10 protein-coding genes and 4 pseudogenes are annotated in these 13503 nt (G+C 57.6%); 4 read left to right on the forward strand and 10 right to left on the reverse strand.

The window, feature by feature from the left end:
• Window positions 1-71 precede the first annotated feature (71 nt).
• On the forward strand, window positions 72-371 hold the full coding sequence (locus ACOTX5_RS25055) for a hypothetical protein (protein WP_032072054.1): 300 nt from the start codon (window positions 72-74) through the stop codon (window positions 369-371).
• 210 nt (window positions 372-581) lie between these two features.
• Here ACOTX5_RS25055 and ACOTX5_RS25060 read toward each other — a convergent pair whose 3' ends face one another.
• From ACOTX5_RS25060 to groES, 3 genes are all read right to left on the reverse strand, one after another.
• The gene (locus tag ACOTX5_RS25060; protein WP_032723056.1) at window positions 582-2063 is read right to left on the reverse strand and encodes an IS91 family transposase; all 1482 of its coding nucleotides are present in this window, start codon (window positions 2061-2063) and stop codon (window positions 582-584) included.
• A gap of 236 nt (window positions 2064-2299) precedes the next feature.
• Window positions 2300-3940, reverse strand: a complete 1641-nt coding sequence (gene groL, locus ACOTX5_RS25065; protein WP_004201176.1) for a chaperonin GroEL — start codon at window positions 3938-3940, stop codon at window positions 2300-2302.
• A 55-nt stretch (window positions 3941-3995) separates the two neighbouring features.
• Entirely contained in the window at window positions 3996-4286 is a 291-nt protein-coding gene (groES, locus tag ACOTX5_RS25070; RefSeq protein ID WP_004201172.1) for a co-chaperone GroES, read from the reverse strand.
• A 193-nt stretch (window positions 4287-4479) separates the two neighbouring features.
• Here groES and cutA point away from each other — a divergent pair, with 193 nt between their 5' ends.
• Both cutA and ACOTX5_RS25080 read left to right on the forward strand, forming a co-directional pair.
• On the forward strand, window positions 4480-4809 hold the full coding sequence (gene cutA, locus ACOTX5_RS25075) for a divalent-cation tolerance protein CutA (protein WP_004201171.1): 330 nt from the start codon (window positions 4480-4482) through the stop codon (window positions 4807-4809).
• Window positions 4810-4813: 4 nt separating this feature from the next.
• Entirely contained in the window at window positions 4814-5845 is a 1032-nt protein-coding gene (locus ACOTX5_RS25080; protein WP_004201169.1) for a protein-disulfide reductase DsbD domain-containing protein, read from the forward strand.
• 10 nt (window positions 5846-5855) lie between these two features.
• Here the strand turns inward: ACOTX5_RS25080 and ACOTX5_RS25085 are convergent, their stop codons facing one another.
• The 7 genes and pseudogenes from ACOTX5_RS25085 to ACOTX5_RS25115 form a co-directional block, all read right to left on the reverse strand.
• Window positions 5856-6494, reverse strand: coding sequence for a phosphoribosylanthranilate isomerase (locus ACOTX5_RS25085; protein WP_004201168.1), 639 nt, complete (start codon window positions 6492-6494; stop codon window positions 5856-5858).
• 4 nt (window positions 6495-6498) lie between these two features.
• Window positions 6499-6864, reverse strand: coding sequence for a bleomycin binding protein Ble-MBL (gene ble, locus ACOTX5_RS25090; RefSeq protein WP_004201167.1), 366 nt, complete (start codon window positions 6862-6864; stop codon window positions 6499-6501).
• 3 nt (window positions 6865-6867) lie between these two features.
• Window positions 6868-7680 (reverse strand): subclass B1 metallo-beta-lactamase NDM-1, encoded by an 813-nt coding sequence (locus ACOTX5_RS25095; RefSeq protein ID WP_004201164.1) that lies wholly within the window; start codon window positions 7678-7680, stop codon window positions 6868-6870.
• A gap of 100 nt (window positions 7681-7780) precedes the next feature.
• Window positions 7781-7963, reverse strand: a pseudogene (locus ACOTX5_RS25100) (IS30 family transposase); the annotation flags it as partial.
• A gap of 130 nt (window positions 7964-8093) precedes the next feature.
• A complete protein-coding gene (locus tag ACOTX5_RS25105) occupies window positions 8094-9074 on the reverse strand; it encodes an IS5-like element IS5 family transposase (RefSeq protein ID WP_000019402.1) in 981 nt (326 codons plus the stop codon).
• Between the two features lie 67 nt (window positions 9075-9141).
• Window positions 9142-10005 (reverse strand): annotated as a pseudogene (locus tag ACOTX5_RS25110) (IS30-like element ISAba125 family transposase); the annotation flags it as partial.
• Window positions 10006-10224: 219 nt separating this feature from the next.
• Window positions 10225-13242 (reverse strand): annotated as a pseudogene (locus ACOTX5_RS25115) (Tn3-like element IS3000 family transposase).
• A gap of 143 nt (window positions 13243-13385) precedes the next feature.
• On the opposite strand from ACOTX5_RS25115, the pseudogene ACOTX5_RS25120 reads away from it, so the two are divergent.
• Window positions 13386-13503: pseudogene (locus tag ACOTX5_RS25120) on the forward strand (Tn3 family transposase); the annotation flags it as partial.

A 13503-nucleotide genomic window follows, 5' to 3' on the forward strand; every position in this document is an offset into this window, starting at 1 on the left:
TCAGCATTTTATTATGGTGATCCCCTGGGCGAAATGCGCCTGGTAAGCAGAGTTTTTGAAATGTAAGGCCTTTGAATAAGACAAAAGGCTGCCTCATCGCTAACTTTGCAACAGTGCCGCAAAAAGTCAGTAAAGGACTCACAGTTGGTTCAGTCATTACAGGAAGCACGTTTTTACATGGTCCCCCTGTTTTGGCACTCGGTTTTACCAAGCTGTTTAAAAAATCAAAAAAAGTAGACGAAACCAATATTCAATTGGCCAATAGCTGGATTGGTGTAAACAACCACCTGATTGAAAAGGTGCTGCCAAACCTAAAGTGGGATATGGGTATAGGAAGTTCAACCGCCCTTTTTGGCGAGTCTGGCGGGTAGGAAGCGGCCGCGCAAGCGCCGCTTTGGGCACAGATCGGGCACAGATCGGGGGTTCATGCGTGGGTTTTCGACATCGCGGGGCCACGCAGCGGCTCAGTGCGTAGCCATTTCTCACCGAATCCCGGCACAGGGCCGAGCGCAGCCCTGCGGGGTCGTGGCCGCATCGGATCGGACTCTGGCTTGGCTGCCGGCTGTGTGGCCGGCGCCTCATCACGCGGCGGGCGGCGGGGCGCGCGCTGCGGGCCGGTAGTGCGCTTGCTCCAGCGCGCCGTGTTTCTCGAAGTGGGCGAGGATGGCGCGAATGGCCTTGGGGTCTTCGATGCTGGCGACGATCCGCACCGCGCCGCCGCAGTGGGCGCAGGTGGTGATGTCGATGGAAAAGACCCGCTTGAGCCGTTGCGCCCAGCTCATCGCACGGCGCTTCTGCTCGGGGCTGCGCGGCTCGTCGTGGGCGCTGACGTCCACTGGCGCCGCATCGCCCGCAGGCCGCCTGCCGCGCCCCGAGGGCGTCAGCTGCGCGCGCAGGTTTGCATTCGGGGCGAATACGCCGTGGAAGCGGGTGAGATGCGCGCGTGGCGGCGGGACCAGTGCCGCCAGCTTGGCGATGAAGTCCACCGCATCCCATTCGACATGCGTGGTGCCATTGCGCCACGGCGTCTTGAGCTGGTAACGCACCCTGCCCTGTGGCGAGATCGATAGCCGCTGCTCGCTGATCGCCGGGCGCGTGATGTAGCGGCACAGCTTTTCGAGCTTGTGGCTTTCGTGTGCTTCCGCGGCCACGCCGGCATGCAGCGAGAAGCCGCCGACCTTGCCGGCGTCGCCCTCCAGCGGACCGGCGTCGCCAGGCAGCGTTTGCAGCGTGACGACCTTGCGGCCAGCGTCGCGACCGGTGGCGATGCGGTAGGTCATCGAACTCATCCGCAGCCCATCCATGCCGTCGTCGCTACCCGCGCTGTCGGACAGGAACACGGATTCGTCTTCGCCTTCGAGCCAGCCGCGGCGCGACAGGTGCCGGCACACGCGATGCGCGATGGTGTTGGCCAGTTCCGTCAGTTGCGCCGATGTGGGCGCACGGGTGCGGTGCAGGCGCGGCTTGCGCTGCGGACGCTCGGTGGTGTCCTCGTACACGCCGTCGAGCCACAGCATGTGGAAGTGGATGTTGAGATTCAGCGCGCTGCCGAAGCGCTGGATCAGGGTCACCACGCCGCATTGCGCCGTATCCCGCGGCACGCCGGCCTGATCGGCAAGCCAACCGGCGATCACACGATGCACGATGCCCAGCACCGGGCCGATCGCCTCAGGCTTGCTGGCGAACAGGAAGCGCAACGGGTACGGGAAACTCAGCACCCATTGCCGCACCGGCCGCGGGCCGAACACCTCGTCCACCAGATGCCGCGCCGACTCGGCCATGCGCCGTGCGCCGCAGCTCGGGCACAGCCCGCGCTTCTTGCAGGAATACGCCACCAGCCTCTCGGCACGACAGTGCTCGCAGACCACGCGCAGGAAGCCGTGCTCGAGCACGCCGCAGCGCAGGTAGGTCTCGAACTCCTCGCGCACATACTCGGGCAGCGGGCGGTCTTCGGCCTCAAGACGCGCGATGAAGTCCGGGTAGTGCGCCTGCACTAGCGCGTACAGCAGCGTGCGCTCGGGCAGGTGGCGCGCGTAACGCGCAGCGGCGTGGGCGGCCGGCAGTGGCGCGCACACCTCGGCCTGCCGCCGGGGTGCGGTCAGGCGCGGCACGCAGCGCTCCGTTGCAGGGACGGCTGCTCAGGGTTGCGCCCGCGAGCACGCGTTCATATCGGCGTTTTCTGATCTTCGCGTCAGACATTGCCGCGGGGCGGGTAGGAAGTCTCCCGCCTCGGACGCCAGAACGCACAAAGCCCGGCACGAGGCCGGGCTTTGTGGTCTTGCTTGATGGATCGCGGGGCTTAGAAATCCATGCCGCCCATGCCGCCCATGCCGCCGCCGGCCGGCATCGCCGGCTCGTCCTTCTTCGGGGCCTCGGCCACCATCGCTTCGGTGGTGATCATCAGGCCCGCGATCGACGCGGCGTTCTGCAGCGCGGTGCGGGTGACCTTGGTCGGGTCCAGGATGCCGAACTCGATCATGTCGCCGAACTCGCCGTTGGCGGCGTTGTAGCCGAACGCACCCGAACCTTCGACCACGCGGTTGAGGATGACCGACGGCTCATCGCCGGCATTGGTCACGATCTCGCGCAGCGGGGCTTCCATCGCGCGCAGGGCGATCTGGATGCCGTGGTTCTGGTCTTCGTTCACGCCCTTGATGCCGGCGATCGCCGCCTTGGCACGGATCAGGGCGACGCCGCCGCCCGGGACGATGCCTTCCTCGACGGCCGCACGGGTCGCGTGCAGGGCGTCTTCGACGCGCGCCTTCTTTTCCTTCATCTCGACTTCGGTGGCGGCACCGACCTTGATCACCGCAACGCCGCCGGCCAGCTTGGCCACGCGCTCCTGCAGCTTCTCGCGGTCGTAGTCGGAGGAGGTCTCCTCGATCTGCGCCTTGATCTGCTTGATGCGCGCCTCGATGCCCGCGCCTTCGCCGGCGCCATCGATGATGGTGGTGTTTTCCTTCGACACCTGGATCTTCTTGGCGCGGCCGAGGTCCTTGATGGTGGCCTTCTCCAGCGACAGGCCGACTTCCTCGGAAATCACCACGCCGCCGGTCAGGATCGCCATGTCTTCCAGCATCGCCTTGCGACGGTCGCCGAAGCCCGGGGCCTTCACCGCGCAGACCTTGACGATGCCGCGGATGGTGTTGACCACCAGGGTCGCCAGCGCTTCGCCTTCGACTTCCTCCGCCACGATCAGCAGCGGCTTGCCGGCCTTGGCCACGCCCTCGAGGACGGGCAGCAGGTCGCGCACGTTGGAGATCTTCTTGTCGTACAGCAGGATGAAGGGATCATCCAGGTCGGCCGACATCGACTGCTGGTTGTTGACGAAGTACGGGCTCAGGTAGCCGCGGTCGAACTGCATGCCCTCGACCACGTCGAGTTCGTTGTCCAGGCCGCTGCCTTCCTCGACCGTGATCACGCCTTCCTTGCCGACCTTGTCCATCGCCTGCGCGATCAGGTCGCCGATGTTGGCATCCGAGTTCGCGGAGATCGCGCCGACCTGGGCGATTTCCTTGCTGGTCGACGACGGCTTGGACAGCGACTTCAGTTCGCCGACCGCGGCCTTCACCGCCTGGTCGATGCCGCGCTTCAGGTCCATCGGGTTCATGCCGGCGGCGACCGCCTTCATGCCCTCGCGGATGAACGCCTGCGCCAGCACGGTGGCGGTGGTGGTGCCGTCGCCGGCGTTGTCGGAGGTCTTGGAAGCGACTTCCTTCACCATCTGCGCGCCCATGTTCTCGAACGCGTCAGCCAGTTCGATTTCCTTGGCGACGGAGACGCCGTCCTTGGTGATGGTCGGCGCGCCGTAGCTCTTCTGCAGCACGACGTTGCGGCCCTTCGGGCCGAGGGTCGCCTTCACGGCGTTGGCGAGCACGTTGACGCCGCGCACCATCTTGGAGCGCGCGTCTTCGCCGAAACGAATGTCCTTGGCAGCCATTGCGAATTACCTCGAAAAATTATTCGGATGAGAAATGTGTGGGAGCGACGCGCGATCAGCCGAGGATCGCGAACAGGTCGTCTTCCTTCACCACCAGCAGCTCGACGCCGTCCAGCTTCACTTCGGTGCCGCTGTACTTGCCGAACAGCACCTTGTCGCCGACCTTGACCTGCGGCGCGCGGACCTGGCCGTTGTCCAGCACCTTGCCGGTGCCGACGGCGACGACTTCGCCCTTGATCGGCTTCTCGGTGGCCGAATCCGGGATCACGATCCCGCCGGCGGACAGCTTCTCTTCTTCCATGCGCTTGATGACCACGCGGTCGTGCAGCGGCTTGATATTGGACATGGCAACCTCGGTAAATGGTTGATTGACGTGGAAAAACCCGGCGATTTTAGCAGTCGCGCGAAGCGAGTGCCAAACCGCGGACAACAGAACCGGGCGAACCCGGCATGCCACCGAGATGGGGCGGGCCCGCCGACTTTCAAGGGCCGCACGCGGATGTCCGCCAGGCCCGCCGGATCGGGGCAGCCGCTACCCTATGCCGGTGAGCGCCCTGATCTGCTTCTGCACCTGTCCCGACGCCGACAGCGCCGAGCGCATCGCCACCGCGCTGGTGGCCGAGCGCCTGGCCGCCTGCGTCAACCTCCTGCCCGGCCTGCGTTCGGTCTATCGCTGGCAACGCAAGGTCGAGGCCGCGGCCGAGGTCCTGCTGCTGGTCAAGACCAGTGCCGAGGCCTACCCCGCCCTGCAGGAACGCCTGCGCCAACTGCATCCCTACGAACTCCCGGAGCTGCTCGCGGTCGAAGCCGCGTCCGGCCTGCCCGAATACCTGCAATGGCTGGCCGCCGAGAGCCGACCGGTAAACTGAGCCAATGACCGCATCCACGATCCGCCTGCGCCGCTGGCTGGCCGGGCTCGCCCTGCTGCTTGCGCTGCCCGCGACCTCGGCCGTCGCCCAGGACTTCGAACTGCCGCCGGTCGACGAGGTCTTCGTCCTGTCCGCGCAGGCCACCGCGCCGGACCGCATCGAGGTGCGCTGGCGGATCGCCGACGGCTATTACCTGTACCGGCACCGCACCTCGGTCAAGGCCGATGCCGCCTTCACCGGCGCGACCATGGCGCTGCCGAAGGGCAAGGCCTACCGCGACGAATTCTTCGGCGACGTCGAAACCTACCGCAAGGAATTGCTCGGCACCCTCACCGGCACGCCCGCGGCCGGCGCGAGCGCGACCACCCTGACCGTGAAGTACCAGGGCTGCGCCGATGCCGGCGTGTGCTACCCGCCGCAGACCCGCACCCTGAAGGTCGCGTTGCCGGGCGAAGCGGGCGCTGGCGGCTTCGGCTGTAAGGCGCGCGGGCTGCATGATTATGTCGTCAAGAACGGCTCTGCCGATCATCCCAACGCCGAGGTGAAATTCGCACTGGGTGATGTGGTCAACACCATGATCGGCTGCACTAATGGTGAAACGATCATGCTGTGCCACGACACCTCGCTGCCGCGCCCCTATTCTCTCGGCTTTCGGGTGCAAGGCACCGAGGGGCTGTGGATGGACGTCAACAAGTCGATCTATCTGGAGGGCAAGAGCCCACAGCCGCACCGCTGGGAGCCTGCCGAGGGCTGGTTTGCGAAATACGATCACCCGCTATGGAAACGCTACGCCGATCTGGCGGCAGGGGCCGGGCATGGCGGGATGGACTGGTTCGTGATCCACGCTTTTGTCGAGGCGCTGAAGGCCAAGGCCCCGATGCCAATCGACATTTACGACGCGCTGGCCTGGAGCGCGATCACGCCTCTGTCGGAACAATCGATTGCTGAGGGCAATCGCACGTTAGATTTTCCCGACTTCACCCGAGGGCAGTGGCGCACCCGCAAGCCGATCTTTGCGCTGAACGACGCCTATTGATCGACGCGATTTAGGCCAAGCGCACCGCAAAGGCGAAATTGGTAATCTTGTCGGTATCCTTGACGCCCGGCGCGCTTTCGACGCCGCTGGAGGTATCGACCAGCGGCGCTCCGGTGCGCGCAATCGCCTCGGCAACATTCGTCGGATTTAGCCCGCCTGCCAGCCCCCACGGCAAGGCACCGCGATATCCGGCCAGCAGCGACCAGTCGAACGCCAACCCCATGCCGCCGGGCAGCGCGCCTTTGGGGGTCTTGGCGTCGAACAAGATCAAGTCCGCCGCCCCGGCATAGGCTGCGGCGCGTGCGACATCGCTGGCGCTGGCGACGGGCAGCGCCTTCCACACCGGCTTGCCAAACCGCGCGCGCAACTGGGCCACGCGTTCGGGCGATTCCGAACCGTGCAGCTGCAGCGCGTTCAGCTTGGCTGCCACCAGTGCGTCGGCGATGACAGCATCATCCGCATCGACGAACAAACCGACCATGGCGATCTGGCCAGCTGCGCGCGATGTCAAAGCGCCCGCGACATTCGACGTAACCGCACGGGGCGACGCTGGATAGAACACCAACCCGGCATAGTCCGCCCGCGCCGCGATGGTCGCATCGAGCGCCTCGGGTGTGCTGATCCCGCAAATCTTGATTTTCGCGGGCATGCGGTCAGTCGGGGTTCTGGATCAGCCGCACCAGCGTGCAGTCGGGATCGATCAGGTAGCCGATCCTCAGGCCGCTCGCCTCCAGTTGCGGAGCTTTGAAGCGCGGCCAGCCGGTGCTTTTTTCCTCGGCTCCCGCCGCGTTCACCAATGCCACCATGGCATCGAGATCATCCAACCGCAGGCAACAGCCGAACGAGCTCGTAGCTGGGTCGAGGTCAGGATAGGGGAAGAATTCGAGCTGCAAACCGCCGCGCTGCAGGATCATCCAGCCGCGATCCTTCCAACTCGTCGCAAAGCCCAGCTTCGCATAAAACGCCTCTGTCACATCGAAATCGCGCGATGGCAGATTGGGGGTGACGTGGTCAGCCATGGCTCAGCGCAGCTTGTCGGCCATGCGGGCCGTATGAGTGATTGCGGCGCGGCTATCGGGGGCGGAATGGCTCATCACGATCATGCTGGCCTTGGGGAACGCCGCACCAAACGCGCGCGCTGACGCGGCGTAGTGCTCAGTGTCGGCATCACCGAGATTGCCGAGCGACTTGGCCTTGCTGTCCTTGATCAGGCAGCCACCAAAAGCGATGTCGGTGCCGTCGATCCCAACGGTGATATTGTCACTGGTGTGGCCGGGGCCGGGGTAAAATACCTTGAGCGGGCCAAAGTTGGGCGCGGTTGCTGGTTCGACCCAGCCATTGGCGGCGAAAGTCAGGCTGTGTTGCGCCGCAACCATCCCCTCTTGCGGGGCAAGCTGGTTCGACAACGCATTGGCATAAGTCGCAATCCCCGCCGCATGCAGCGCGTCCATACCGCCCATCTTGTCCTGATGCGCGTGAGTCACCACCGCCAGCGCGACCGGCAGGTTGATCTCCTGCTTGATCCAGTTGAGGATCTGGGCGGTCTGGTCATCGGTCCAGGCGGTATCGACCACCAGCACGCGGCCGCCATCCCTGACGATCAAACCGTTGGAAGCGACTGCCCCGAAACCCGGCATGTCGAGATAGGAAGTGTGCTGCCAGACATTCGGTGCGAGCTGGCGGAAAACCAGATCGCCAAACCGTTGGTCGCCAGTTTCCATTTGCTGGCCAATCGTCGGGCGGATTTCACCGGGCATGCACCCGCTCAGCATCAATGCAGCGGCTAATGCGGTGCTCAGCTTCGCGACCGGGTGCATAATATTGGGCAATTCCATCAAGTTTTCCTTTTATTCAGCATTAAAAACCCCGCAAATGCGAGGCCTAGTAAATAGATGATCTTAATTTGGTTCACTGTAGCAAAAATATGGGGCGAATTCAAACATGAGGTGCGACAGTTTCAAAAGCCATATGATAATCAACAAGCTGAGCAAATTTCTCTAATGGTGTAAGCCAATCTAACGCCTTTCTAGGACGAGTATTCAGTGACATGGCAACTTGATTTAAATAATGCTGATCTGCCTGATTTAAATCAATCCCTTTAGGGAAGGTGCGAATAAGCGGGGAAATTCTTCTCGGCTGACTCAGTCATTTCATTTCTTCATGTTTGAGCCGATTTTTTCTCTCGTAAATGCCTTGAATCAGCCTATTTAGACCGTTTCTTCGCCATTTAAGGCGTTATCCCCAGTTTTTAGTGAGATCTCTCCCACTGACGTATCATTTGGTCCGCCCGAAACAGGTTGGCCAGCGTGAATAACATCGCCAGTTGGTTATCGTTTTTCAGCAACCCCTTGTATCTGGCTTTCACGAAGCCGAACTGTCGCTTGATGATGCGAAATGGGTGCTCCACCTTGGCCCGGATGCTGGCTTTCATGTATTCGATGTTGATGGCCGTTTTGTTCTTGCGTGGATGCTGTTTCAAGGTTCTTACCTTGCCGGGGCGCTCGGCGATCAGCCAGTCCACATCCACCTCGGCCAGCTCCTCGCGCTGTGGCGCCCCTTGGTAGCCGGCATCGGCTGAGACAAATTGCTCCTCTCCATGCAGCAGATTACCCAGCTGATTGAGGTCATGCTCGTTGGCCGCGGTGGTGACTAGGCTGTGGGTCAGGCCACTCTTGGCATCGACACCAATGTGGGCCTTCATGCCAAAGTGCCATTGATTGCCTTTCTTGGTCTGATGCATCTCCGGATCGCGTTGCTGCTCTTTGTTCTTGGTCGAGCTGGGTGCCTCAATGATGGTGGCATCGACCAAGGTGCCTTGAGTCATCATGACGCCTGCTTCGGCCAGCCAGCGATTGATGGTCTTGAACAATTGGCGGGCCAGTTGATGCTGCTCCAGCAGGTGGCGGAAATTCATGATGGTGGTGCGGTCAGGCAAGGCGCTATCCAGGGATAACCGGGCAAACAGACGCATGGAGGCGATTTCGTACAGAGCATCTTCCATCGCGCCATCGCTCAGGTTGTACCAATGCTGCATGCAGTGAATGCGTAGCATGGTTTCCAGCGGATAAGGTCGCCGGCCATTACCAGCCTTGGGGTAAAACGGCTCGATGACTTCCACCATGTTTTGCCATGGCAGAATCTGCTCCATGCGGGACAAGAAAATCTCTTTTCTGGTCTGACGGCGCTTACTGCTGAATTCACTGTCGGCGAAGGTAAGTTGATGACTCATGATGAACCCTGTTCCATGGCTCCAGATGACAAACATGATCTCATATCAGGGACTTGTTCGCACCTTCCTTAGGTAAATATTGCCTAATTAAACCATTCATATTTTCGCATGTGCCTTTTTGCCAGGGTGAATGTGGGTCACAGAAATATACATCTATGCCTAAATCTTCTTCGAGTATTTTATGTTCTGACATCTCACGTCCACGGTCATAGGTCAACGTTTTACGCAGTTCTGCAGGTAAATATTTCAGAGCTTCAGTTAAAGCCTTGCGCACTGATTCTGCCTTTGCATCAGGTAATGTTGCCAAGATACAGAGCCGTGTATTTCGTTCAATAAGTGTTGCTATCGAACTTTTATTGTCTTTACCTTTAATTAAATCAGCTTCCCAATGACCCGGTATTTTTCTTTCTTGAACTTCGGCTGGGCGCTCATGAATAGTTTTAATATCCTGTAATATAGAATCTTTTTTAGGTTCACCGTTAGCTTTTCGCTTTTTATTTTCATGACGTAGACAGGATAATAAGTCTTTTTTCAACTCACCCTTTGGTAATGCTCGTATCGTTGAATAAATCGTTGTATGGCTTACATTCATTGTTTGATCCAAATCAGGAAATGTCTTTAAACGCTTTGCTATTTGCTGAGGAGACCATAAACAACGGATCGCTTCAACAATAAATTTCCAGAGGATTGAATCGATTTTGAGTTTTCTGTGACCACGTCTACGTCTAGCGAAGGTGTTATCAGAAGCATATCGAGCTTGATAAACGTCATTGATGCTATTTCTTTTAAGCTCACGATAGATCGTACTAGGATGTCTTTTAATGAGTTCAGCAAATTTTCTGGCTGAAAAGCCTTCTTTTCTTGACTCAAGCATTAATGCAGTACGATCTTCAAAGTTAAGATGATGGTATGACAATTTTATATACTCCATAAACCCTTTAAATTAATTAGGTGGTTTATGTCGCACTTCAAGTTTTACTCTGCCAACTTTAAATCAGTGGCTCCACTAACACTCTTCACTTATTTATTTAAAATTTAGCGACGTTAAAAGACAATTAAGTATTTTTAGATAATGGGGTTCTAGGGATTTTCCGTCCAAAAACGACAAAGTGCTCTGGAGGCCGCGCCGTCCGTGGCCTCCAGAGGGGTATTACTTTTCGCTGACGGGTAAATATCCCTCGATTGAGCGCATAAGCTCCTCCAGATCTGGCAATTTTTCGCTCAATTCGAAGTGGTAAGTCCCCTTGAGGTTAATGTTGTGCCAGGCCACAGGGGATGCCTGTTTGACGATATCTATTCTCTTGGTATCTCCTTGGTATTCGAAGCTGGTCAACAGCTGGCTGAGTATCCTGGAGTTGAAGTAAACGATGGCATTGGTGACCAGGCGAGCGCACTCATTCCATAGCTGGATTTCTTCGTCTGAACTGCCCCGGAACTGATCCCCATTGACGCTGCTCACGGCCCGACGCAGTTGGTGATAGGCCTCTCCCCGGTTCAGCGCGCGCTGAACATAGTTTCTTAAACTGGCATCATCGATGTAGCACAGTAGATAATTCGCTTTCACCAGGCGATTGTATTCCGTCAGGGCTTCCAGCAGCGGGTGATTGCGCTTGTACTCCGAGAGCTTTCTCACCAAGGTGGCTTGCGTTGTTTTCCGCTGCTTAAGTGATACTGCAATCCGTTGGATGGTATCCCAGTGCTGCGCAATACGATGGGTATTGATTGGCTTTTTTAAGCACAGCTGAATTCGGTGTTCTTTGTCTTCCTTGACATCAAACATGTCATTGATCACTTTGCCAACCTGGGCATAGCGTGGGGCAAACTGGTATCCGAACAGATCCAGTAACGCGAAGTTCACATGGTTCACCCCATGGGTATCGGTTGAGAGCACATCCGGAATGATGTCTGACGTATTGCTCATCAACAAATCAAAGATGTAGTGCGATTCATGTTCGTTGGCGCCGATCACTCTGGCGTTGATCGCAGCGTGATTGGCGATCAAGGTCATGGCAGAAACACCTTTTTGAGTGCCAAAGTACTTCGACGAATAACGGGTTTTGAAGGTCTCGCGCCGGGCTTCGAACTTTTGACCATCGGCACTGGCGTGGATCACATCTTCCTGGATGTTGTAGTACCGGAAGATGGGTAGCTTGGCTGTCGCGTTATTGATGTTGTCGTTAGCAGCATTCAATGTTTCCAGGCGAAGATAGTTCGCCTGGATAGTGCTGAGCTGATCATAGGTACGATCAGAGATCTGTGCCATGCCGTAAATGCCTTGATTGGTTGCATTGCCGACCAGAATTGCCAACAGGTCATATTCATGGGAACGGCTTCTGGATTGGGAACCCAGCACATGAGCGAAGCAGTCAATGAAACCGGTGTCACGATCAACCATGCGCAGTACATCCGCAATCCCCGTTGTGGGAATTTGCTGGAAGAAGGGATTGTTGACCAGATGATGTTTGCTGGCCGAAGGCAGGCGCCAGAAGCGTTTACCCTGCGGATTACGCAAGATGATATTCCGGTTGTCTTCCTGTTCAAGATATTCGCCGACTTCGTACAAACGGGTATCCAATTCCATGGCCATCTGTTTGATCAGCTTTTCAGGCTCCTCCGCTAATTTTGTAAAATGGCTCTGTTGAAGCAGCGTATATTTGTTTTTTCGCCAATGTTCCCCGTCGATCAGGTCGGCGTCGAGTGCCCGGTATTTAGTGATATCAGGCAGCGTCAGCTGGCCATTCAGGCGATCAGGAATCTGTTGATAGAGGAACCACTCATAACGATCGATCAGGATATTCCCTTCACCATCCAGCAGGAATTCACGTGATTTTTTGGAAAGGAGTCTGGTGTCGGCAGTTTGCAACTGAGCGTCCTGGCCGTTGAGTTCGTTTTGTGTTTTCGCCAAGGCGGCCGCTAAGTGCTGGGTGCCGTCGCAGCCTTCGAAGCGCAGACATAGGAACAACTCTCGCAGCAAACCTTTCCGCAGACTTTCTTTCTCGTCGCAGTACTGCCACATGGCTTCATCGACCGATCGTCGCTGCTCGTTCAGGAAGAGACATACAGATTCCAGATCCCTTTTGGTCAGCAGGCTCAGTGCTTGCTGTCTTACTGTTGCAAACGGTAGTTGCAGATCAATGCTGTCATCAATGAACAGGTGCAGTACTTCAGCTGCCTTGCTGACATTTTTAGCTGCTTTTTGCCAATCCTTAAACACCGCTTCCTGCGCATAATCCTTTGCCTTCTGTTTGGTCTGTCTGACATGATGCACAAAGCCATCGGCAATACGTTCCAGCGCTTGCTGCCATCGCGTTTGAAGATAGCACAATAAATACAGCCATTGGCTGCCTACGGTTTGACGTTTCAGTTTGGCACCGTAGTAGTCGACTTTCTCTGCCAGGTGTTGCAGATTTTTCTGCGACAGTGATAGCGTGCTCAACAGCAGATCCACTTCCGGCATCCAATGCTGGATATGGCGATAGACAATCAGTTCTTTCTCCAACTCGGTTCCGGTGAAGTTACGAGCCGATTGTCGCAACTGTCGGAACGGCAGTGGACCTGTGCCGTTCACGAGCTCCGCCAGTGCTTGCTTAAGACCGCGTGACATTGCACGCTCAAGGTGCGCGGCCATGTGTTCCTGTTCGTCTCCCACCACCTGACTGATGATCTTTTGCAGCGTGCTGTAGGCAGGGATTGCGATCTTCTGCCCCGAACAATATTCATTGGCCGCATCGAAGAGGTGCCTAGGCGCTGTCCAGGCTCTGGCTTGCTGGGATAAGTAATCTCTCAACGCCGCTCCATGGTCTTTGACATTTCAGCGCTGGTAGTTGCAGAGCTGGAAAACACGTTGGTAAATCCGTTCGTTCTCTTTTGGCGTGAGATTAAAGGGTCTACAGCCTGGGCCTGGTAGAACGGTTTGATAAACGTATTTGAGGTCCTGCTTGATCTGATGAAAGCCGGGATTCAGCACCACCGGCTTGGCTTTGAAATAGCCCAGCAGTACCACCAGCATGTAACGCTGGCCCCGATGACGGAGGCTTTTAGCGATCGCCAGTTCCTTATCGTTCAGCGAGAAAAAGAAGCGTTGGTCGGCGGAGGTGAAAGCGGGGGGTCCATATAACTCATCTTGTTCTGCCTCGGACAAGATTTGGACACGTTCTTCGAATGCCATGGATTTAGCCCAAAAAGACTAAATCTTACTCAAACAGAGCCCAAATAGGGATCTCGAAAAAAGTAATACCCCTCTGGAGGCCACAGACGGCGGGGCCTCCAGAGCACTTTGTCGTTTTTGGACGGAAAATCCCTAGAACCCCTCAGTGGGACGAAATGATCCGGACCGCTGGCTCCCTGAAGCTGGGCAAAGTACAGGTTTCAGTGCTGGTCCGTTCATTGCTGAAAAGTGAACGTCCTTCCGGACTGACTCAGGCAATCA

Source organism: Enterobacter cloacae complex sp. IR5441 (genome assembly GCF_049238215.1).
Classification (GTDB): Bacteria; Pseudomonadota; Gammaproteobacteria; order Enterobacterales; family Enterobacteriaceae; genus Enterobacter; species Enterobacter hormaechei_C.

What these genes read in the sequence shown, in the direction of transcription:
- groL (WP_004201176.1), bottom strand. Translation starts at nt 3,940, where the DNA reads ATGGCTGCCAAGGACATTCGTTTCGGCGAAGACGCGCGCTCCAAGATG.
- ACOTX5_RS25095 (WP_004201164.1), bottom strand. Translation starts at nt 7,680, where the DNA reads ATGGAATTGCCCAATATTATGCACCCGGTCGCGAAGCTGAGCACCGCA.
- groES (WP_004201172.1), bottom strand. Translation starts at nt 4,286, where the DNA reads ATGTCCAATATCAAGCCGCTGCACGACCGCGTGGTCATCAAGCGCATG.
- ACOTX5_RS25105 (WP_000019402.1), bottom strand. Translation starts at nt 9,074, where the DNA reads ATGAGTCATCAACTTACCTTCGCCGACAGTGAATTCAGCAGTAAGCGC.
- ACOTX5_RS25085 (WP_004201168.1), bottom strand. Translation starts at nt 6,494, where the DNA reads ATGCCCGCGAAAATCAAGATTTGCGGGATCAGCACACCCGAGGCGCTC.
- ble (WP_004201167.1), bottom strand. Translation starts at nt 6,864, where the DNA reads ATGGCTGACCACGTCACCCCCAATCTGCCATCGCGCGATTTCGATGTG.
- cutA (WP_004201171.1), top strand. Translation starts at nt 4,480, where the DNA reads ATGCCGGTGAGCGCCCTGATCTGCTTCTGCACCTGTCCCGACGCCGAC.
- ACOTX5_RS25080 (WP_004201169.1), top strand. Translation starts at nt 4,814, where the DNA reads ATGACCGCATCCACGATCCGCCTGCGCCGCTGGCTGGCCGGGCTCGCC.